Here is a 20210-nt window from a genome sequence, read left to right as displayed (position 1 = left end):
GCCAAGGCTGGGAGCGCTATATTGGTAGTGATGGCACGGCCCTCATCAGCAGGCACAACCCCGGAAAGAGGCTAAATCGTGAACAAACAAGACACCGCCTTCTACAGTCTCCTGAATGAAATCGCCCAGGGCAAAAGTGAGATCAAGGATCCTGCCGAGGTCGATACGCTGGAACGCTTGATCAGCTTCAACTATGCGCAAGCGCTGGCCGACGTCAGCCATCCGCAACTGGTCTACAGCGGTGCTCAAATGACCCCCATGGGCAGGGCTTTCCTGGCGGAATGCAAGGCAGCAGAACATCCCGTCAGGTAGAGGCTCTTCCAGCCACCCCCTACCCTCCTGTGTCTCGATCCGAACCGGTGCTCACAGGCCCCGGTTTCGGACGAGCTTGCATTACAACTTTGTCATTGTTTTGTTCGTCGGCTGTTTGAGTGGCCTCGTTATTGTGAACCCACTGCCAAACAACAGGCAGCCCACTCAGACAGAGAGACAATGCCATGAAACTTCTTATGCTCGGATTCGCCGCCCTCCTCGCCACCGGTTCAGCCTTCGCCAGCACCACCGATAGTCCAACGGTGATTCATGACAAGACTGGTTTTTTCGTCCAGATGGACGTGGCGAAAGTCTTGTCCATGACCGACCTCTCGGATCAATGCGGCGTGATCCCGGCAAAGCTCGATTACCTGGATCATCAGGGTCGGGAACATGTGTTCGACTATCAGGTTCAAGGGCACTGCTCGAACGAAAACTGATGGGGAGCTTTACGAAGATGGCTGACAAGGAGCGGGGGCCACACGCAGTATCAGTTGATGATCGGGCTATACTCGCGCCACCTGCTCGCGGCTTTCTGGTCCGCTTTCGTGAATCGAATACCGAAACTGAACCAAGGTAATACCCATGAATATCCTGGTAGTGGAAGACGAACCCAAGGCGGGCAACTATTTACTCAATGGCCTGCAGGAACAAGGCTACTCCGTCAGCCTGGCCCGCGATGGCGTTGACGGCTTGCACCAGGCCCTGGAAACGTCCTTCGACGTCATCGTGCTGGACGTGATGATGCCGAAGATGGACGGCTGGGAAGTCCTGCGCCGCCTGCGCAAGGAGGCCGACACGCCAGTCCTGTTCCTGACCGCCCGGGATGATATCGCCGACCGTATCAAAGGCCTGGAGCTGGGGGCCGACGACTACCTGATCAAGCCCTTCTCTTTCGCCGAGCTGGTCGCCCGCCTGCGCACACTGACCCGACGCGGTCCGACCCGGGAGGAAGAGCAACTGCAGATCGACGACCTGCAGATCGATGTCATCAAACGCCGCGTCATCCGCGCTGGCGTGCGAGTGACGCTGACCAACAAGGAGTTTGCCCTGCTGCACCTGTTTGCCACGCATCAGGGGCAGGTGTTATCCCGCTCACTGATCGCCTCCCGAGTCTGGGACATGAACTTTGATAGCGACACCAATGTGGTGGACGTGGCGGTGCGCCGCCTGCGCCTGAAAATAGACGATCCTTTCCAGCTCAAGCTGATCCACAGCGTGCGTGGCATTGGCTACCGCTTCGATACGCAACCATGAAGCGTCGTCATTATTCCCTGACACTGCGCCTGGCCTTGGTGTTTGCCTTGCTGGCCTTTGCCCTGCTGGCGACCATGGGGGTCGAGCTGTACCGCGAACTGGAGAGCGAGCTGATACACCGTGACGAAGCCGCCCTCGTCTTCCGCGTCAATCAGTTGCGTAACCTGCTCAATGACAGCAACACCCGGGATCTGATCAGAACCAAGCCCGCGCTGTTTCAGAACATGATGGGCAACCGCGAATCGGTACTCAGCATTGGTGCTCCAGGGGGGCCTCCGTTGCTCGTGGTCAATCCCGGGAACCTCGATATTCCCCAGTTGGTTCCGGTCGCGATGGAGCACACCCTGGAGTTGAGTGATGTCCATAAAGTAGCGGAAGTCGATGGTGCGCCCTTCGCCGCGGTGTCTGCGAATATCGACTCGGGCAAGCTGCAACTGACCATCGGCCGCCTGATGACCGAACGAACCGCGGTGCTGACCAGCTACCGTCTCAGCGTCTATATCCTCGCCAGCCTCGCGGCCATTGTCCTGGCCCTGGCCGGCTGGTTGATGGTTCACCGCGGCCTGCTGCCGCTGCGGCGCCTGGCACGCCACGCCCATGGCATCGGCAACCTGACCGAACGACTCGACAGCCAGGGCGCGCCGAAGGAGCTGTTACCGATGATCGACTCTTTCAATACCATGCTCGAACGCCTGGGCAAGGGTTTTGAGCAACTGGCTCACGTCTCTACGGACATGGCCCATGAACTGCGCACCCCCATCAACAACCTGCTGGGTGAAACCCAGGTCGCCATGCAGCAGAACCGCAGCGTTGAACATTACCAGCAACTGCTGGCCTCCAATGTAGAAGAGCTGGAACGCTTGGCGCGCATGCTCGACAACATGCTTTTCCTCGCGCGCACCGACCCCAGCAGTGCCCGTCAGCAGCGCCAGGAGTTGGACGCCGCTGAAGAAGTGGAGCGCATGGCTGATTATTTCGAAGGTCTGGCGGCAGACGCCGACATCAGCATCCGCGCGGAAGGTGAAGGGGTAATCTGGGCCGAACCCGTCCTGCTGCGCCGCGCCTTGGCCAATCTGTGTGCCAACGCGATCAAGTACGGAGCACCTCATTCCGAACTGTTGATCCAGGCCATACCGTCGGACACTGGCATCCATCTGCGTGTGTGCAACCAAGGCACCACCATCCCGGCGGAGCACCTGCCGAGACTGTTCGAGCGGTTCTATCGGGTTGATCAATCGCGTGAGCGCTCGGCCCAATCCAACGGGCTTGGCCTGTCGATCGTAGCGACCATCATGCAATTGCACAGTGGTCACTACAGCGTTACCAGCGAGAGTGGCGTGACCTGTTTCGAGCTGTCCTTCCCGATGCGCGAGCAATAAATCGGTTGGATCGATCACCCGTTCATTTGCGCCAAACTCCGGCTTTCTCTCAAATCCGCGCTACGCTAAGTCAGCGGTCGCCATGATTTCTCCGGGCTTTTCCGGGAGCTGCCAGCCGTGCTTGAGATATCAGGTCATGAGCCAGATCACGCGCGTAGCCCATACTCGTACCCAGGCCCTTGCCAAGCTGTGTCTGCCGGCGTTCCTGCTGCTGAGCTATCACGCATGGGCTGCGCCACAACCGATCGACCTGTTTATCATCGACGCGCCCCCGCTGACGCTTGTCGATGACGCCAAGGGGCACGGCATCGTCGGAGATGCCGCCCTGATGGCCATTGCCAAAGCCGGCTATGTCGCTCATATACAGGCGCTGCCCTGGGCCAGGTCGCAAAAATACGTCAGTGAGAAGCAGGACCTCTTGATCGCCCCGTTGTCACGTACGCCCGAGCGCGAAGATCACTTCACCTGGATCGCGCCCATCATGAGCATGGACCGTGCTTTTTTCAGCCTTGAGCACCGGGTGAGCAGCTTCGCCGAAGCCAGGAAGATCTACCATGTGATCGGCGTGGGCCTGGGCAGTGCGCAAGAGGAAATCCTGCGTGCCCAAGGTTTCAGCGACAAGCAGATCCACCCCTTGACCATTGGGGAAAATCCCGCGCAAATGCTTTTGAAAGGCCGCATCGATGCCTGGTTCAACGGCGTCCCCGAGAGCCAGTACATCTGGCCCAAGGTCTCCAGCCGCAAGCTGCTGATGAGCCCCGTCATGAGCACGGTGGATCTCTATCTCGCCTGCTCGAAGCAATGCTCCTCCGAACAGGTCCACGACTTGCGCCAAGCGATTGAAGCGCTTCGCCGTGACGGGACGCTGGCACGGATACAAAAGGACTACCTGTCGCAGTGATTCGCGAAGGGGCGCCCCTTTTGTACGTGCCATCCTCCCTGCCGTTTACGGCATTCACTCAACGCCTGGCGCCTTGCCCTTGCGATACGCCATCGAGTCATCGATTCTCTTGAGTATGTAGTCTCCCGCCGCCACCGGCGGATACAGGCTCTGCGCTGAATCGATCCCCAGTTCACAGGGATCGACCAGGGCGCCATAGGTCGGATCATAGAAGGTCGCGATGGAGTAACGCTCATGACCTGAGCGGTTGATCACCCGATGCAAGGTCGAGCGAAAGCGATTGTTGGACCAGCGCGCCAGCAGGTCGCCGACGTTCACCACCAGGCTGCCCGGAATCGGCGTCGCATCGATCCAGCTGTTGGAGCCCAGCTCACGGACCTGCAAGCCGCCGCTGTTGTCCTGATACAGCAAGGTGATGCAACCGTAGTCGGTGTGGGGCGCCACCCCGAATTGATCGGCATCGGCCTGGGCCGGTTGCGGCGGGTAATAGACCATCTGGGTGCGTTGCAAAGGCTTGGTGTATTTGTCGATGAAGAAATGCTCGTCAATCTCCAACCCCACCGCCACCACCCTCAGCAGATCCGCCCCGGCCTTGCCGATTTCCTGATAGTACTCGGCCAGGACCTCGCGCAACGACGGCATAAATGCCGGCCACTGGTTCGGGCCGCGCAGCGCCTCACCGGCGAGTACGCTGGGATCGTCTTCAGCCAACTCGAGCCCGATACTGAAAAACTCCTTGTGATCGGGTTTGCTGGCTTCGTACATGGTCGCCCCGCCCAGCGCGTGCCAGCCACGATGGCGCTTGTTGACGGCCGCCTCGCGCTTGACCTCGGTCGGATAGGCAAAGAACTCCGCGGCAGCCGACATCGCCCTGTCGATCACCGGCTGCGGTACACCGTGATTGATGATGTAGAAGAAGCCGGTATCGCAGCAGGCAGTCCGGATGGCATCGGCGGCTCGACGAATACTCGCCTGGTCACCTTCGCGAATACCGGACATATCAATCAGGGGAAGACGGATGCTGGAAGACATATGCACTCCTGGGGGCGTGGTTGAGAGGACATGACGCACTTATTGCTCAGCTGTATATACAGCCATAAGCATTTACCGTGCCGTCCCTCTCGCCCGACACCCCTCTACCGCACGCCAAAGCGCCTACCCACTGTTCAATACCGCCGGTGGGGTGGATTTCCCCGTGACCATTGATTTCCATACGCCCCAACAGTGTGCAATGAGCACGTATCAGGTGCGGCTTTCGGTTACACCCCCTGAGGCAGCAAGGCCAGGCTGTGCCGGGCGATGACCGCGCTTTCGTCAGTGGCAATGACCCATGCCGATACTTTGCTCTGCGCCTGGGAAAGGCAGGCAGACACGGCCTGATCGGGCTTCTCACTGCCGGCGCTTTTTCGAACTACGCCTAACCAGGCGCACCCCTCAAGAATCCCATCGCGCACCTCATGCGCGTGTTCTCCGATGCCACCGGTGAATACCAGCGCGTCAACGCCACCGAGCACCGCGGCCAGCGCGCCGATTTCCTTGACGACGCGGCGTACAAACAACGCTATGGCCTGTTTGGCGGCGTCCGAACGGCTGGCCATCAGCGTGCGCATATCGCTGGCCTCGCCGCCAGAGACACCCAGCAAGCCGCACTCGTGATACAGCAGGTGTTCGACTGCCTGTGCGCTCATGCCGCGCTCACGCAGCAGGTACAGCACGATCCCGGGATCCAGGCTTCCCGGTCGACTGCCCATGAGCAATCCGTCCAGCGTGGAGAAGCCCATGGTGGTCGCGCGACTGATCCGGTCATGCAGCGCACATAAACTGGCGCCGTTGCCGAGGTGGGCGACGATCGTCCGCCCTTGTGCCGCATCGCGGTCGTAATCGGGCAAAACACCGGCAATATACTCATAGGACAAGCCGTGGAAGCCGTAACGGCGCATGCCCGCCTCACTCAGGGCCTTGGGCAGTCCGTAAAGGGTTTCCAGTGGATCGAGGGTGTGGTGAAACGCGGTGTCGAAACAGGCCACTTGGGGCATACCGGGATACTCACGGGCCAAGTGGAGCATGGGCGCCAGGCACAACGGCTGGTGCAACGGCGCCATCGGCGTCAGCGCCTGCATCTCGCGGATCAGCGACCCATCGACCAGCGCCGCCACCTCGCGCCGCTGGCCGCCATGGACCACGCGATGGGCCGCGGCGCGGACACGCCACCGGGTATTGCTGTCGATCCAGCCCATCAGGTGGCTCAAGGTGGCAGCGTCCATGCCGTCACCGGCACTCGACCAGTGCGCCTGCGGCCCGGCCTTGAGCCGGGTGTCCTGATAACTCAGGCTGGCCTTGTGTTCGCGCACTTCGACACTGCCATGCCCCAGACAGTGGGGCGCTGACAGGCTCGCGTCATAAAGGGAAAACTTGAGCGTCGAAGAACCCGCGTTAAACACCAACAACGCGGGGCAAGGATCATCCATCGTGGTGCACTCCTGTTTTGCCGCAGCCGTTACTGGCCTGGGCCGTCCGCTCCGTTTTCGGAGGCCGGCGTCCATTGCCATTGCGCCACTTCCGGCAGGTCCTGGCCATGTTCGATCAGGTACAGGGCATGCCTTTCCCGGGAGGCCCAATAACGTGCACGCGCGGTCTCGACCTGCGGCTGCAGGCGTGGGACACGTTCAATCACATCCAGGGCCAGTTGGTAACGATCCAGCTGGTTGATCACCGTCAGGTCAAAGGGCGTCGTGGTGGCCCCCTCCTCCTTGAACCCCCGGACATGAAAACGCTCCTGCTGTCCGCGACCGTGCAAAAGCCGGTGGATCAACGATGGATAGCCGTGGAAGGCAAAGATAACCGGTATATCGCGGGGAAAAAGTTCCTCGAAAGCCCCCTCCGATAGACCGTGGGGGTGCTCGCTATCGGGTTGGATCACCATCAGGTCGACCACATTGACAACCCTGACCTTCAGATCCGCTACGTAATCGCGCAACAAGGTCACCGCCGCCAGGGTTTCCAGGGTTGGCACATCACCGGCGCAGGCCATCACCACATCCGGGACCTCATCGTCATGACTGGCCCACGCCCAGCGACCAATGCCACGCAGGCAATGGCTGATGGCCGATTCGATATCCAGCCACTGCCAGGCCGGCTGTTTGCCCGCGACAATGACATTGATGTAATTGCGACTGCGCAGGCAGTGATCTGTCACCGACAACAGGCAATTGGCATCGGGTGGCAGGTAAATACGCACCACCTCGGCTTTCTTGTTGGCCACCAGATCGATGAATCCCGGGTCCTGATGGGAAAAACCATTATGGTCTTGCTGCCAGACATGGGAAGACAGCAACAGGTTGAGCGAGGCAATGGGTTTGCGCCAGGGCACACTGGCGGCGGTTTTCAACCATTTGGCGTGCTGATTGACCATCGAACCGACAATGTGAATGAAGGCTTCGTAGCAGGAAAACAGCCCATGACGCCCGGTGAGCAGGTAACCCTCCAGCCAACCTTCGCACACATGTTCACTGAGTATTTCCATGACCCGCCCATCGGCGGCCAGATGATTGTCTCCCGGCTCCAGGTCCGCCATCCAGGTCTTGCCACTGACCTCATAGACCGCGTCGAGCCGGTTGGAAGCTGTTTCATCCGGGCCAAACAGCCGGAAGTTCGCAGACGCCAGGTTGCTTCTCATGACCTCTTTCAAAAACACGCCCAGCACACGTGTCGGTTCCGCCTGTAAGGCCCCGGGGCTTGGCAGTTTGACCGCATATTCCGAAAAACGCGGGATTTCCAGGGAGCGCAGCAGCAACCCACCGTTGGCATGGGGATTGGCACTCATGCGCTGGTGTCCGCCCGGTGCCAATTCGGCAATGTGGGGCAGCAAGGCGCCGCCGGCGCTGAACAGCTCCTCCGGGCGGTAACTCTTGAGCCATTCCTGAAGTTGCATCAAATGCCTGGGTTGTTGCAGGTCCGCCAGCGGTACCTGGTGGGCACGCCAGGTCCCTTCCACAGGCAAGCCGTCGACGAACTTGGGGCCGGTCCAGCCTTTGGGCGTGCGTAGTACCAGCATCGGCCAGAGCGGACGCTCCGGCACCGACTGCCTGGGCTGCCGACGTGCAGTACGCTGAATTTCGCGCAGCTCCGATAAAATGGTGTCCAGGGTTTTAGCCAGGGCCTGATGCACCGTCTCGGGATCATCGCCCTCGACAAAGTAAGGCTCATAGCCATAGCCATACATCAAGGCGCTGAGCTCTTCCTCGCTGATGCGCGAGAGCAGCGTAGGGTTGGCAATCTTGTAGCCATTGAGGTGCAAAATCGGCAGTACGGCGCCGTCACGCCGCGGGTCGAGAAACTTGTTCGAATGCCAGCTGGCCGCCAGTGCGCCGGTTTCGGCCTCGCCATCGCCAATCACACAGGCGACGATCAGATCGGGATTATCAAAGGCCGCACCGTAGGCGTGCGCCAGGGAATAGCCCAACTCCCCGCCTTCATTGATGGACCCGGGCACCTGCGCCGACACATGACTGGAGATACCATAAGGCCAGGAAAACTGTCGAAACAGCTGCAGCAATCCGTCGGCGTTTTGTTCCACCCGCGGGTTCAGTTCGGTGTAGGTCCCTTCCAGATACGCCTGCGCCATGATGGCCGGCGCGCCGTGCCCCGGGCCGGTGACAAAGAGCAGGTTCAGGTCATGGGTCTTGATCAGGTGGTTGAGGTGCACGTAGATCAGATTCAAGCCAGGACTGGTTCCCCAGTGCCCCAGTAACCGAGGTTTCACATCGGTCAGTGCCAGGGGCCTGCGCAACAGCGGATTGTCCTTGAGGTAGATCTGCCCAACGGCCAGATAGTTGGAAGCCCGCCAGTAGGCATCGAGCCCTTCCAATTGATCCTTGTTCAGAAAGTCACTCATGAAGAACTCCGATGGGTGCGAACTCGAGCGTTTACTATCGGAGTCGGAGCACTTTGCTGCTTGATCTACATCAAGCCAGTTGGTTTCCCCGGCCTTTACCGAGCCATCAACTCCGGTTGCAATTGATGGGACACGCCATCGGCCTGCGCGCCCTCTTGCGTCTGCGCATACGAATTACAGGACGCGGGAGGCAGTTTGAGTGCAAGCACATTGCAGACGGGATTATCGAGAATCCCTTCCGCCGTGCTCCCGATCGTCGAACTGAGAAGATGGTGATTGGCAGAGCCAATGATCAGGAGATCATAAGTATTACGCTGGATATAGCTACGAATGACGTTGGCCGGTGCTCCCACCAGGAAATGCCGATGTTCCTTGGCGAACCCATGTTCAGTCGCCAATGCATCGAATACGTTCCTGCGGGCCTCATAACTCGGCAACTCAGCACTTGAGAGGGCTGCTGCAATGCTCTTGCAGCCTACGGAATCGCAGTGGTAGACCGTAATCAGATGCAACGACGCATGACAGGCATCCGCCAATTGCCGGGCCATGCTGATGATCTGGTCATTTTCAGTCGCGCGCGCCTCGCCCTCCAGTTCAATGTCCACTGCCACCAGAATCTTGCGCAGACGAGGGGCTGGTGCTTGCTTGATATAGAGTACCGAGGTCTGGCTGGCACACAACAAGTCCCAATCGAGCGACGACAACACCAGACGTTTTAGATGAGCTTCTTCGCGCAAGTCTTTGATAATCAAGTCAGTCTTCAGGTTCTGTGCGTAGGCTGCCAGCTCAAAAGCGGATGGTTTTCCCCAAATAACCTCGTACTGCACTTCAACTCCCTTTTCGCGCAACAAGACCGCTTCGCTGTTCAGCCACTGCCGATAAACATCCATCATGCCGTTGCGGGCGTTGTCCAGATTGACCGAATGGCCGTGCCCGACCACATCGAGTGCCGCTGCATGGACGAAAGCAACCAGATGCAACGCCGAATTGAGTGTCTGCGCCAATCCCCCCGCATATTCCAACGCAGGGGTGTGCACCGGTTGGGAAGGTGCAATAAGCAGTAGACGCAATGATCGGATCATGACTCACCTCGGCATTTGGCAGTCCCGCCGTTGATTGACCCATGTACGCCCGTTCTGCTCATGGTCTGTTTCCATAGTGGACCCAAAGCAGCAGGCGAATTTGATCTCCCTCAACAAGCACGCTGTTGTAGCGCGCCGTCCGCAGCAGAATCCGTCGTGTATCACCGTGTATCTCAAGCCGGCTCGATACAAGCATTTACACTCACAGGGCAATCTTGAAACAGGCCAGATACGTCTCCGCGTTCAAATAAGAGTCAGCCAGAACACCTGCCCCTTCGTTTGAAAGGACACCGGAACATGAAGACAACCCTGTTGAAACACCCCGTTGATAAAAAACGCCGCCTGCTTGGCTCGTCCGTCCTCGCATTCACGCTGATGCAGTTCGGTGCGCTTGGTGTCGCCCACGCGCAAGCCAGCAACGCAGCGGCCCCGGCAACGGTGAATACTGGCGGCACCAGCGGTGCGGCCCAGTCCACCCCGTTCGGCCTGCTCAAGCATATCGATGCCGGTTTGCTGGATGTGACCTACGCCGAAACAGGCCCGGTCGATGGTCCTGTGGTCATTCTCCTGCACGGCTGGCCCTACGACATTCACAGCTATGACGCAGTAGCACCGTTACTGGCGGCAAAGGGTTACCGGGTACTCATGCCCTACGCACGGGGCTATGGCGATACGCACTTCCTTTCCGCCAACACCGTGCGCAACGGCCAACCCGCCGCGCTGGCCAGCGATGTCATCGACTTCATGGACGCACTTAAGATCAAGCAGGCGGTGCTCGGTGGTTACGATTGGGGCGCGCGCTCGGCGGATATCGTCTCGGCACTCTGGCCGGAACGGGTCAAGGCGCTGGTCTCGGTCAGCGGTTATCTGATCGGCAACCAGGAAGCCGGCAAGACCCCACTGCCACCCAAGGCCGAGCTGCAGTGGTGGTACCAGTACTACTTCGCCACCGAACGGGGCCGTGCCGGCTACGAAAAGAACACCCACGACTTCGCCAGGCTGATCTGGCAGACGGCCTCGCCGAAATGGGCCTTCGACGACGCCACCTTCAATCGCAGCGCTGCTGCCCTGGACAATCCCGACCAGGTTGCCATTACGGTCTTCAACTACCGCTGGCGCCTGGGACTGGTCCAAGGGGAAACGAAATACGATCCTCTGGAACAGAAGTTGGCCAAGGCCCCGTCCATCGGAGTGCCGACCATCACCCTTGAGGGAGACGCCAACGGCGCACCGCATCCCGCCGCCGAGGACTATGCCAAGCGTTTCACCGGCAAATATGAGTATCGGCTTATCCAGGGCGGCATCGGCCACAACCTGCCGCAGGAGGATCCGCAGGCCTTTGCCAAGGCCATTATCGACGCCGATCATCTTTGATAGCCATTTGAAGGGACGTCGCCCTTGGGTTTGGTGTTCAAGCCCCGTCAAAGGGTGACTAACTCCATCTGCAAATACTTCTCGAACCACTCGCCAGCGAGCCTGGCGACCTCCCCAAGGGTGCCGGCCTCTTCAAAAAGATGCGTTGCCCCCGCCACGACCTCCAGCCGCTGCTCACAGCGCAGGACATGACTGCTTTGGAAGTTCAGGCCAAATACCAAGGGGTCCTGTGCGCCGACGATCTGCAAGGTCGGTGCCTTCACCCGGGGCAGCACCACTGTTGCCAGGTCGGTCCGCCCTCCCCGACTGACCACCGCGTGCACTCTGTCCGGGCGCTCAGCCGCCGCCAACAGTGCCGCGGCGGCGCCCGTACTGGCGCCAAACAGACCGATCCGTAACGAATGCAACTCCACATCCTGGCCGATCCAGTCGATCACCTCTACCAACCGGCTGCCCAGCAGGGTGATATCGAAACGCAACTCGCGGGTCAGGTTGTCCAGGCGTTGCTCGGTCTCCGTGAGCAGGTCGAACAGCAACGTCCCCAGTCCCTCCCTGGCAAGGGCTTGGGCAACGTGCCGATTACCCAGGCTGGTACGGCCGCTGCCACTGCCATGAACGAAGATCACCAGCCCCTTTGCATTCATCGGCAGGAACAAGTCGGCTGACAACTCGACATCCATCAGGTCCAGCGTTCGAGATTGAGGCTCAAGCATCGGAGTGCTCCCGGTTCGTATCCAAGAGGTTCCTTTTCCGGAATAGCGGTCGTGGTCGTCCAGGTCAACAGCAGGATGCTGAGGACGTTGAGGTGGACTATCAGGGTGTTCCCCTGGTTGGATCTGCAACAATGGCGCCCTTGCAGCCTCCATGAAATGACAATCGCAATGTTGACCTGGATCAACAAAGATACGACCTCGTGCAGCCTTCATGAGATAGCTGGGGTGGGCGCTTTGACAGATTCAGCGGATGGCTTGATTCCGGCCTGGTATCGGCTGGTTTGCTTGACCCATATCAATCACGGAAAACTTCATAGGCCAGTACCTCCCCCTCCACGCTGATGGCCACCTCATCACCCGGCCGCGGGCATAAATGGCCGGGCACGCGCGCAATCAGCGTGGTCGATAGGCCCGTACCATCCGACAGCCCCAGGTGCACACAGGCATCATGCCCGTAGTAGTCCACTTTCAGCACCCTGCCCCGCCCCTGGACAACGCCGGTTTCCACGGCTGAAAGCCTGATCTGCTCCGGCCGCAGCAACACCTGTACCGGCCCGTCGGGCATGGCCGCCATCAGGCGCAAAGGTCCCAGGGCACACACCACGCGGGCGCCGTCGACAATCCCCGGCAACAACATGGCATCGCCAACAAAGCGCGCAAGCTCGGGACTGACCGGCATCCGGTACAACTGCTCGGGGCTCGCCACCTGTACCAGTTCCCCCTTCCATAACACCGCGACTTCGCTGCCCATGGACAACGCCTCGGACTGATCGTGGGTGACCAGCAACGCAGTGGCGCCGGCCGCCGACAAGGCCTGGGCCACCGCCTGCCGGGTTTCCACCCGCAGCGCGGCATCCAGCGAGGAAAACGGCTCATCGAGCAGAACCAGCGCCGGTGCCGGCGCAAGCGCCCGGGCCAGCGCTACCCGTTGCTGCTGTCCGCCGGACAATGAATGCGGCGAACGCTTGGCAAAGTCGCCGGGCAAACCCACCAGTTCGAGCAACTCGGTGACGCGGTGGTGGGCTTTTCGCAGTTGCCGCGACAGGCCGAAGACGATGTTTTCGGCCACCGACAGATGCGGAAACAGCGCGCCTTCCTGCGGCACATAACCGATATGACGCTTCTCCGACGGCACATAGACGCCGGGACCGCTGACCCGCTGGCCATTGATCTGAATCGTCCCCGCGTCACCGCGCTCGAAGCCACAGAGCAGCCGCAACAACGTGGTCTTGCCACTGCCGGACGGTCCAAGAATCGCCACCAGGCTGCCGGACGACACCGACAGATCGACGCCACGCAATACCGGGGTGTTGCCAAACGTCTTGCGCAGGCCGCGAATTTCTACATCAGCCATGTCGATCCCTATGATTGGAAGCTACCCAGCACCGCCGATTTGCCGAACAGCGACATCAGCAGCCAGGTGGAAAACAGTGAAATACCGACCAGCATGGCGGCATACGGCGCGGCAGCGGCAAAGGCCATCGCCGAGGTATCGACCCAGACCTGGGTGGCGAGCGTGTGGGTACCGATGGGTGACAACAACAAGGTGGCGGTCAGCTCCGTGACGATGGTGATAAACACCATCGAAGCGGCGGCACCGATACCGGGGCCGGCCAGCGGCAGAATCACCCGCCATGCCGTTTGCCACCACCGCAGGCCCAACGAGCGGGCCGTGTCTTCAAGACGGGGTTCGATCTGCACCAGCGTGGCGTGTACACCGACCAGTGCCAGCGGCAGGAACAGGATCGAATACGTCAGGACCAACAACGCCGCACTCTGGTAAAGCGGTTGGATAAAGCGGATCGAGATCGAAATCACCGCCAGGGCGATGACGATACCCGGCACGCCCTGCCCCAGATACGCAATACGCTCCAGCAAGGTGCTGATACGACTTGGAAAGCGCGCCAACAAAAAACCCAGGGGCAACGCGAGCAAGGTGGTGAGCAGCGCCCCGGCCAGGCCAAGGCCCAAGGAGGCACAGGTCGTGCTGATCAATTGCTCCAGCGAGAACTCGGAGGGCGTCACGGCGGCCTCGCTGTGCTGCAGCAGCCAGTAGCCGATCATACCCAGGGGAACGCCCAGGGTGGTCACGGTCAAACCGGCAAACCCGGCCCATACCAGCCATTTCGCCCGGCCCAGTTCGTAGCGGGTGGCCGATCGGCGTGTGCCACGGTCGAGCCGGTCATAACGCGTGAGGCCGCGCACCTTGAACTCCGCCACCAGGCAGATCAGGCACAGCAGTACCAGCACGCAGGCCAGCAAGGCCGCACCGGCACCGTCGAAGCTGGCACGATATTCGGCATAGATCTCGGTGGTAAAGGTCCGGAAACGCAACAGTGCGAACGCGCCAAACTCGGACAGTACGCTGAGGGCGACCAGCAGTACCCCGCCCAGCAACGCCGGTTTGAGCTGCGGCAGCACCACGCGAAAGAAGCAGCGCCACGGCCCGAGCCCGAGGGAACGGGCGGTTTCCTCCAACGCCGGGTCCATGCCCCTGAGCGCAGCGGAAACCGGCAGGTAAACCAGTGGAAAGTAGGCGGTGGTGACTACCAGCAAGGCACCGGAGAAATCCTGCAACGACAGGCTCAAGGAAACCCATGCATAGCTGGTGATAAAGGGCGGCATGGCCAGCGGCACCGCCGCGAGCACCGCCCAGACACCTCGTCCCGGAAGATAGGTGCGTTCGACGAACCAGGCCACCGCCGTACCGATCAAGGCAGAGGCGAACGTCGCCGCCAGGACAATCAACAAGGTATTGACCGCCAGCTCGCCGACAATGGGCCGGAACAGTAATTCGACCGCGTCATCGTAGCTGAAGCTCGCCGCCTGCTTCAGGGTGAAGGCCAGCGGCGCCAGCACCAGCAGCGCCGCGACGACACAGACAAACAAAAGTCCGAACGGCGTACGCCGTTCGGACTTGACCGCAATGGTCGCATTGGCCATTTACAGCAGGCCGGCCTGGCGCAGCAACTTGACCGCGTGGCTATCGTCACCCAGGGTCTTCATATCCAGGGCCGGTGGCGAAAGCTTGCTGAACGGCAGCAGTACAGGGTCCGGAGCAACACCCGCGCGCAGCGGATACTCGTAGGTCACCTTGTTGCTGGCCATCAACTGTTGAGCGCCTTCGCTGGTCAGGTAGGCGGCAAACTTGTTCGCGGCTTCCTGGTTGCGGGTGGTCTTCAGGACCGCGACGCCCGACACGTTGACCAGCGCCCCGACATCACCGTTGGCGAAGTGATAAAGCGCACTGTGGGTCCCTTTGTCACCGGCTTCGGTGTGCAGGCGCGCCCAGTAGTAGCTGTTGATCACCCCGACGGCAACACCACCACGGTTGACGGCAGCGGTAACGCCTTCGTCATCGTTGAAAATCTGCGAGTTGGTGCGCAGGCCCTTGAGCCACTGCAAGGTGGTGGCTTCGCCCTTCACCGCCAGCATCGCGCTGACCAGGGGCAGGAAGTCGGCATCGGCCGGCGCAATGGCCACCTTGCCTTTCCAGGCCGGCTCGGCCAGGTCGAGCAACGAGGCCGGCAATTCAGTGGCCTGGACCAGCTTGGTGTTGTAGGCCAGCACGTTTTCACGGGCCAGCACCCCGACCCAATCACCGCTCGGCGAGCTGTAACGGGCCGGGATAGTCGACAAAGTGGCGGGTTGCACGGGGGCCAACAAGCCCTTCTCTTCCAGCAACATCAGCTCGGGAGAGTTTTCGGTGAAATACACGTCGGCGGGCGAGGCACTGCCTTCGGCCAGCAGTTGCGCCGCCAGTTCCGGACCTTCACCGGTGCGCACCTTGACCGAAATGCCGGTCTGCTTTTCGAAATCCTTGACCAGTTGATTGACGGTCTGCTCATGTTGCGCACTGTACAGGGTCAGCGAGGCGGCCTGAGAGACGCCGCACGCCAGCATCGCGGCTGCCAGGCAGGCGAGTTGGACAGTGCGCGGCAGCGTGGCGTTGAAAACCTTGAAAGACATTCGAATACTCCCAATACAGCGATGATTACAGCCAAAGAGGCGCAGCCCGATACAGGCTGCGCCCTGCTCGACAGCCCTTAGCTGTCGAGCCCTTCGAACAACCCGGCACCGATGAACGAACCCTCGCTGGCACCCGGTGGGCAGGCGAAGATCCCACTCCCCACATGGGTGGTGAACTGGTTCATGATGTCCAGGGTGGACAGTTTCTTGTTGATCTTGATAAAGCCGCTGCGCGGGTCGCGCTGGTAAGCCACGAAGAACAACCCGGCATCGAGCATCATGCCCTGGCGCCATGGTGGCCAACGCTCGGCATAAAAACCCACGCCATCGTTGTAGGAGTAGGCACGCCGCAGAATCTGCGCACCGTCGTTTTCAGCGGCGGCGGACAGCCGCGCATGGGCATTGTCCGGAATGATCGGGTTGCCGTCCTTGTCTTGCGCTTCAAGATCCAGCGGGTCGGACTCGTGGGTCTTGCCCAGCGGCGCGCCACTGGCCTTGTCACGACCCACCACCTCTTCCTGGAAGCCCAGTTCCGTCCTGTCCCAGTGCTCCAGCGCGATACGGATACGCCGCACCACGACATAGGAGCCGGCCTTCATCCAGCCGCCTTCATCGCCGACCCAGACCACCTCGTCCATCATCTTGCTGTCGCGAGTGGACGGATTGTTGGTGCCATCCTTGAAACCCATCAGGTTTCGGGTGGTGCCGCCGCCAGCCGGGGGGCTGGTAAAACCGGACTGCATCCACTTGATCAGGGCCACGCCATCCGCCAGGGCGAGCAGCTCACGCAGGGCATGGAAAGCCACCTGCGGATCATCGGCACAGACCTGGATGCTCAGGTCGCCGCCGCACTTCTCGGGTACCAGTTGGTCGCCGTTGAATTTTGGCAGATCGACCAGCGCTTCCGGGCGCCGCGATGCCAGGCCATAACGGTCCTTGCCATCACTGCCGACAAACAAGCCGGGACCGAAGCCAAAGGTCACGGTCAGGCGAGACGGCCTGAGCCCCTCGGCCGAACCGCCGTCCAGTGGCGCGGCATCCTTGGGCACCGCCAGTGGTTGCGCGGTCTCGCCATGGCTCATGCGATTGGCCGCAGCGGTCCAGCGCTTGAGCAGCGCGATCACATCCGCCCGCGCAGTGGTTTCCAGGTCGAACGCGGCAAACAGCGAATGGGTCTGCTGTGGCGTGACGATGCCGCCCTGGTGCACGCCATAGAACGGCTCGACTGCGGCCAACGCCTGGCCGGCCTTGGGCTTTGCCAGGCTTTCGGCCGCGGCCGCGCCGCCGGTGCCGATCACTCCCGCGGCAACGGCCAGGCTGCTGGCCGCGCTCAGGAAACGACGCCGGGACAGGCCAGGAACACTGTCGTCGTATGTACTCATTTGGCCAGGACCAGCATGTTGACGTCGTCTTCCACGTAGTAGAAGCCATCACCGGTCGGTGTCATGACCAGGCCGAACAGATCGCCGTTACCCGGTGGTGTCTGGGCCTTGTTGGCATCGATCCACTGGGCAAAGAGCTGCTTGCCGGTTTCCGGGTCGATTTCCACGACCTTGCCGTTCAAGCCGTTGGTAGTCAGCAGATGGCCGTTAGGCGCGGTGGTCAGGGCCAGCGGACGCAGCAACATGCCGTCCTTGGTCAACGTGCGGCCGACACCGGCGCTGGTGGTGCGGGTGGTGGCATCCCAGATTTCGCTGATGCGGTTGGCCAGGGTATCGGAGACGTACAGCTTGTCGTCCTTGCCCATCGCCAGGCCGGTCGGGCCGACGAGGAACACACCTTTGTCAGCCTGGGCGCTGAAGCCACTGCCGACCACGGTCTGGTTGGTGATCACTGGTGGCTTGCCTTCCGGGATCTTCAGGTCCAGGCGCAGTACCGTGGACTGAATCACCACCGGTGGCGTGCCCTTGGCGCTGCCGACACCAAAACCGGCGTTGCTGACAAACAAGGTCGCGCTGGAACCGTTGTCGATCACCGCCATATTGCCCCACGGGTCGTTGATATTCGGCCCGGACCAGACATCCACCACCTTGCCGTTCGGGTCGAGCACCACCAGGCAACCGGCGCCCTTGGTGTCGGTGGTCCCGTCATTGCTCGGGGTGCTGCCGACGATCACCCAGCCACTCTTGAGCATGGTCATCGCGGTGCTGAGGCCGACGCCGCCCGGGCACTGCGGCAGGTCATGGGGCAATTGGGCAAACAACGACAGCTGCTTGGTGGTCGGGTTGTAATCGACAATGGTGGTGCCGACGCCCTGCAGGTTGGCGGCGTTGTTGAAGTTGTCGACCAGCACGTCATCCTTCTGGATTTTCCCGGCGGACACCGGCGCCACGGCAATGGCGTACGGGTTCTGGTCGCCATTGTCCGGGACCGTGGACGTCAGGGGCAGGTGCTTGTGGATGCCGGTCAGGAAACCCTGGGCATCATCCGCGTGCGCCGGCAGGGCGACATTGAAGGTCAATAGCGTGGCCAGGGCCACGAGGCCTTTGCCCAGACGCGGCAGGCTCGAATACGTCATGCAATACTCCTGATTTCTCGAAGTCGACAGGCCCTGTCGGGCAGGGCCGAAATCAAACAAAGCGGATCGGTGCGCTCGGGCCGGCGCAAAGCGCTCGGCCAGTGTCCGGTCTAGAGGGTGATGTTGGTGCGCAAGCCCCAGACCAGCGTGTCACCCATTCGCAGCGTCGGATCGTTCGGGTTCTGGCCCGCCCCTGGATTGAGCGTGTACTGAATGTCCGGTTGCAGTTGCAGCCACGGGGTCAACTGGTACTGATAGGTCGCTTCAAGAAAGGTCTCGCCATTGCGCACGCGGTTGCCGCTGTCGAGATCCAGACCCGCGGCGCCACTGCCGACCTTGACGTAACCCAGCGCCAGGCTGACCGTATCGGCATCGCGGCCTTCGAAAGGCGCGGCCAGGGTCACACCGGCGTTGGCACTGAAGCTGATCAGGTTGCGATCGCCCGGCGCCCCCATCAGGCGGGTGAACACGCCCACCGAACGCATGCTGTCCGGGGCCTGGCGCCAGATCATCTGGTCGGCCACGGCGTAGACGCTGTAGTTGCCCGAGTGCTCGGTGGCGGTGCCGTTGCTGTTCGGATCGGCGAGCGACAGGCCGTCGGTGCCGTAGCGCTGGTCGGCGAAGTTCTGCGTGTTGTACCAGGCGCCGAGTTTGTAGAGACCCGGCAGACCGGGGTTGGCGGTCTCCGTCTGGCCCAGAGAAGCCGGATTGACGGCGTACTGCAGCTCGGAGATGTACAGCGCGCCGGTGTGCAGGTCGAAGTTGGTGCCGTGGGCGTTCTGCCGTTGCGGATCACCGTCGTTGGTGCCGGCCGGGTTACCGTCATAGACACCCGCGAGGACGGTGATCGCATCGGTCGGATGGACCCGCACACGGATACCCAGGGCCGACAATGGATAGGCCGGGCCACCGGCCGGCATGTCGTAGGACGGCACCGCCGGCCAGCCGAACATGGTGTTGACGAGGGTACTGGCGTACTGGCTGACCATGAACTCCTGGTCGATGCTCTGCTGGCCGACGCGCAAATCCAGGGTCTCGTCGAGGAATTTCTGCTGGTACCAGGCTTCCCACAGACGGGTGCCGGTGTCCGCTTCGATACCGCTGGCGGTCTGCAGGGTGCCCAGCTTGTCGGCGCTGAGATTTTTCCCATGGACGCTTATGGCGCTGATGTTCAGGGTACCGCCGGCCAGGCCGAACATCTTGAGGGTGTCGAGCTTCAGGGTCATGGTGGTGAGACCGTCGTAGTCCCCACCGCGATTCAAGCCGCCCTTGGCATTGTTCAGGTATTCGCTGGTTTCCGTCAGGCCCAGGGTCACGCCATAGGCCGCGAGGCTCGAGCGCAGCCCGCCGATATCGCCGAGCATGTTCTGGCGCGTCCAGAAACCGGTCCACTGACCGGCTGGCGCGGCCTTGATCGCCAGATCCGCTTCAGGCAGGTCCGCAGGGTTGACGTCATCTGTCGCCATGGACGGATTGGCCGTCGGTACTGCTTGCGCCGCGTTGGCGGGAGCGACCCACAGCCAGGCGACAGAGCAAGCCAGGGCGGTCGACAGAACAACACGCTGGGTGGATCGGTGGTACGACATTGCGCGCATCGATGACTCCATAAGGACTTGATCCTCACACCGCGGCAACAGGCTCGGGCCACGGGAAAGGATCAAAATGAGAATCGAAATGAGAACCGGTCTCGAATTGCGCGCATCTTAGGCCTGGGAATTTTTTAATACAATTTGTTTCAGATGAAACTTCGCCTCCAGAACATGAAACTTTTTCCCCAGGCTCTGGTTCGGGCCTCACAGAACGATATCCCC

General features: G+C 61.0%; 17 protein-coding genes. 6 read left to right on the top strand and 11 right to left on the bottom strand.

From position 1 onward, the window contains the following. Positions 1-78: 78 nt before the first annotated feature. The 5 genes from M5B42_RS12430 to M5B42_RS12410 all read left to right on the top strand — a co-directional run bounded on the left by M5B42_RS12430 (position 79) and on the right by M5B42_RS12410 (position 3849). Entirely contained in the window at positions 79-312 is a 234-nt protein-coding gene (locus M5B42_RS12430) for a hypothetical protein (protein ID WP_177099007.1), read from the top strand. Positions 313-497: 185 nt separating this feature from the next. Next, on the top strand, positions 498-752 hold the full coding sequence (locus tag M5B42_RS12425) for a DUF2790 domain-containing protein (protein WP_248745983.1): 255 nt from the start codon (positions 498-500) through the stop codon (positions 750-752). A 145-nt stretch (positions 753-897) separates the two neighbouring features. Beyond that, on the top strand, positions 898-1569 hold the full coding sequence (locus M5B42_RS12420) for a heavy metal response regulator transcription factor (protein ID WP_103497435.1): 672 nt from the start codon (positions 898-900) through the stop codon (positions 1567-1569). Continuing rightward, the gene (locus M5B42_RS12415; protein ID WP_248745982.1) at positions 1566-2948 is read left to right on the top strand and encodes a heavy metal sensor histidine kinase; all 1383 of its coding nucleotides are present in this window, start codon (positions 1566-1568) and stop codon (positions 2946-2948) included. Before M5B42_RS12420 ends, M5B42_RS12415 begins: the two co-directional genes overlap by 4 nt. A 136-nt stretch (positions 2949-3084) precedes the next feature. After that, positions 3085-3849 (top strand): ABC transporter substrate-binding protein, encoded by a 765-nt coding sequence (locus M5B42_RS12410; protein WP_152739083.1) that lies wholly within the window; start codon positions 3085-3087, stop codon positions 3847-3849. 54 nt (positions 3850-3903) lie between these two features. Here the strand turns inward: M5B42_RS12410 and M5B42_RS12405 are convergent, their stop codons facing one another. The 4 genes from M5B42_RS12405 to M5B42_RS12390 form a co-directional block, all read right to left on the bottom strand. Next, complete coding sequence (locus tag M5B42_RS12405) at positions 3904-4881, bottom strand: 2-oxoglutarate and iron-dependent oxygenase domain-containing protein (RefSeq protein ID WP_248745981.1); 978 nt, start codon at positions 4879-4881, stop codon at positions 3904-3906. Positions 4882-5108: 227 nt separating this feature from the next. Continuing rightward, complete coding sequence (locus M5B42_RS12400) at positions 5109-6317, bottom strand: acetate/propionate family kinase (protein ID WP_248745980.1); 1209 nt, start codon at positions 6315-6317, stop codon at positions 5109-5111. Positions 6318-6346: 29 nt separating this feature from the next. After that, positions 6347-8743, bottom strand: a complete 2397-nt coding sequence (locus tag M5B42_RS12395) for a phosphoketolase family protein (protein WP_248745979.1) — start codon at positions 8741-8743, stop codon at positions 6347-6349. A gap of 95 nt (positions 8744-8838) precedes the next feature. Next, positions 8839-9825 carry a universal stress protein gene (locus tag M5B42_RS12390; protein WP_248745978.1) on the bottom strand — a complete coding sequence of 329 codons (987 nt, stop codon included), beginning with the start codon at positions 9823-9825 and terminating at the stop codon, positions 8839-8841. Between the two features lie 297 nt (positions 9826-10122). On the opposite strand from M5B42_RS12390, the gene M5B42_RS12385 reads away from it, so the two are divergent. Continuing rightward, complete coding sequence (locus M5B42_RS12385) at positions 10123-11199, top strand: alpha/beta hydrolase (RefSeq protein ID WP_248745977.1); 1077 nt, start codon at positions 10123-10125, stop codon at positions 11197-11199. A gap of 47 nt (positions 11200-11246) precedes the next feature. On the opposite strand, the gene M5B42_RS12380 is transcribed toward M5B42_RS12385, so the two are convergent. The 7 genes from M5B42_RS12380 to M5B42_RS12350 form a co-directional block, all read right to left on the bottom strand. Next, positions 11247-11912, bottom strand: coding sequence for a dienelactone hydrolase family protein (locus M5B42_RS12380; protein ID WP_248745976.1), 666 nt, complete (start codon positions 11910-11912; stop codon positions 11247-11249). A gap of 295 nt (positions 11913-12207) precedes the next feature. Beyond that, a complete protein-coding gene (locus M5B42_RS12375; protein WP_248745975.1) occupies positions 12208-13266 on the bottom strand; it encodes an ABC transporter ATP-binding protein in 1059 nt (352 codons plus the stop codon). An 8-nt stretch (positions 13267-13274) separates the two neighbouring features. Further along, positions 13275-14855 (bottom strand): iron ABC transporter permease, encoded by a 1581-nt coding sequence (locus M5B42_RS12370; protein WP_248745974.1) that lies wholly within the window; start codon positions 14853-14855, stop codon positions 13275-13277. Beyond that, on the bottom strand, positions 14856-15881 hold the full coding sequence (locus M5B42_RS12365; protein ID WP_177099012.1) for an iron ABC transporter substrate-binding protein: 1026 nt from the start codon (positions 15879-15881) through the stop codon (positions 14856-14858). A gap of 77 nt (positions 15882-15958) precedes the next feature. Then, the gene (gene efeB, locus M5B42_RS12360) at positions 15959-17263 is read right to left on the bottom strand and encodes an iron uptake transporter deferrochelatase/peroxidase subunit (RefSeq protein WP_103497447.1); all 1305 of its coding nucleotides are present in this window, start codon (positions 17261-17263) and stop codon (positions 15959-15961) included. Beyond that, positions 17260-18399, bottom strand: coding sequence for a hypothetical protein (locus M5B42_RS12355; protein WP_103497448.1), 1140 nt, complete (start codon positions 18397-18399; stop codon positions 17260-17262). Before M5B42_RS12355 ends, efeB begins: the two co-directional genes overlap by 4 nt. A 110-nt stretch (positions 18400-18509) precedes the next feature. Continuing rightward, on the bottom strand, positions 18510-19994 hold the full coding sequence (locus M5B42_RS12350; protein WP_218171191.1) for a carbohydrate porin: 1485 nt from the start codon (positions 19992-19994) through the stop codon (positions 18510-18512). Between the last annotated feature and the right edge of the window lie 216 nt (positions 19995-20210).

Source organism: Pseudomonas sp. MWU12-2037, from assembly GCF_023242345.1.
In the GTDB taxonomy this organism is placed as follows: Bacteria; Pseudomonadota; Gammaproteobacteria; order Pseudomonadales; family Pseudomonadaceae; genus Aquipseudomonas; species Aquipseudomonas gingeri_D.
This window is presented reverse-complemented; position numbering and strand designations above follow the sequence as displayed.

Excerpts from the sequence above, each read along its gene's own strand:
- M5B42_RS12410 (WP_152739083.1), top strand. The coding sequence starts at position 3,085 with ATGAGCCAGATCACGCGCGTAGCCCATACTCGTACCCAGGCCCTTGCC.
- M5B42_RS12390 (WP_248745978.1), bottom strand. The coding sequence starts at position 9,825 with ATGATCCGATCATTGCGTCTACTGCTTATTGCACCTTCCCAACCGGTG.
- M5B42_RS12415 (WP_248745982.1), top strand. The coding sequence starts at position 1,566 with ATGAAGCGTCGTCATTATTCCCTGACACTGCGCCTGGCCTTGGTGTTT.
- M5B42_RS12420 (WP_103497435.1), top strand. The coding sequence starts at position 898 with ATGAATATCCTGGTAGTGGAAGACGAACCCAAGGCGGGCAACTATTTA.
- efeB (WP_103497447.1), bottom strand. The coding sequence starts at position 17,263 with ATGAGTACATACGACGACAGTGTTCCTGGCCTGTCCCGGCGTCGTTTC.
- M5B42_RS12380 (WP_248745976.1), bottom strand. The coding sequence starts at position 11,912 with ATGCTTGAGCCTCAATCTCGAACGCTGGACCTGATGGATGTCGAGTTG.
- M5B42_RS12385 (WP_248745977.1), top strand. The coding sequence starts at position 10,123 with ATGAAGACAACCCTGTTGAAACACCCCGTTGATAAAAAACGCCGCCTG.
- M5B42_RS12400 (WP_248745980.1), bottom strand. The coding sequence starts at position 6,317 with ATGGATGATCCTTGCCCCGCGTTGTTGGTGTTTAACGCGGGTTCTTCG.
- M5B42_RS12350 (WP_218171191.1), bottom strand. The coding sequence starts at position 19,994 with ATGCGCGCAATGTCGTACCACCGATCCACCCAGCGTGTTGTTCTGTCG.
- M5B42_RS12425 (WP_248745983.1), top strand. The coding sequence starts at position 498 with ATGAAACTTCTTATGCTCGGATTCGCCGCCCTCCTCGCCACCGGTTCA.
- M5B42_RS12355 (WP_103497448.1), bottom strand. The coding sequence starts at position 18,399 with ATGACGTATTCGAGCCTGCCGCGTCTGGGCAAAGGCCTCGTGGCCCTG.
- M5B42_RS12375 (WP_248745975.1), bottom strand. The coding sequence starts at position 13,266 with ATGGCTGATGTAGAAATTCGCGGCCTGCGCAAGACGTTTGGCAACACC.
- M5B42_RS12395 (WP_248745979.1), bottom strand. The coding sequence starts at position 8,743 with ATGAGTGACTTTCTGAACAAGGATCAATTGGAAGGGCTCGATGCCTAC.
- M5B42_RS12370 (WP_248745974.1), bottom strand. The coding sequence starts at position 14,855 with ATGGCCAATGCGACCATTGCGGTCAAGTCCGAACGGCGTACGCCGTTC.
- M5B42_RS12365 (WP_177099012.1), bottom strand. The coding sequence starts at position 15,881 with ATGTCTTTCAAGGTTTTCAACGCCACGCTGCCGCGCACTGTCCAACTC.
- M5B42_RS12405 (WP_248745981.1), bottom strand. The coding sequence starts at position 4,881 with ATGTCTTCCAGCATCCGTCTTCCCCTGATTGATATGTCCGGTATTCGC.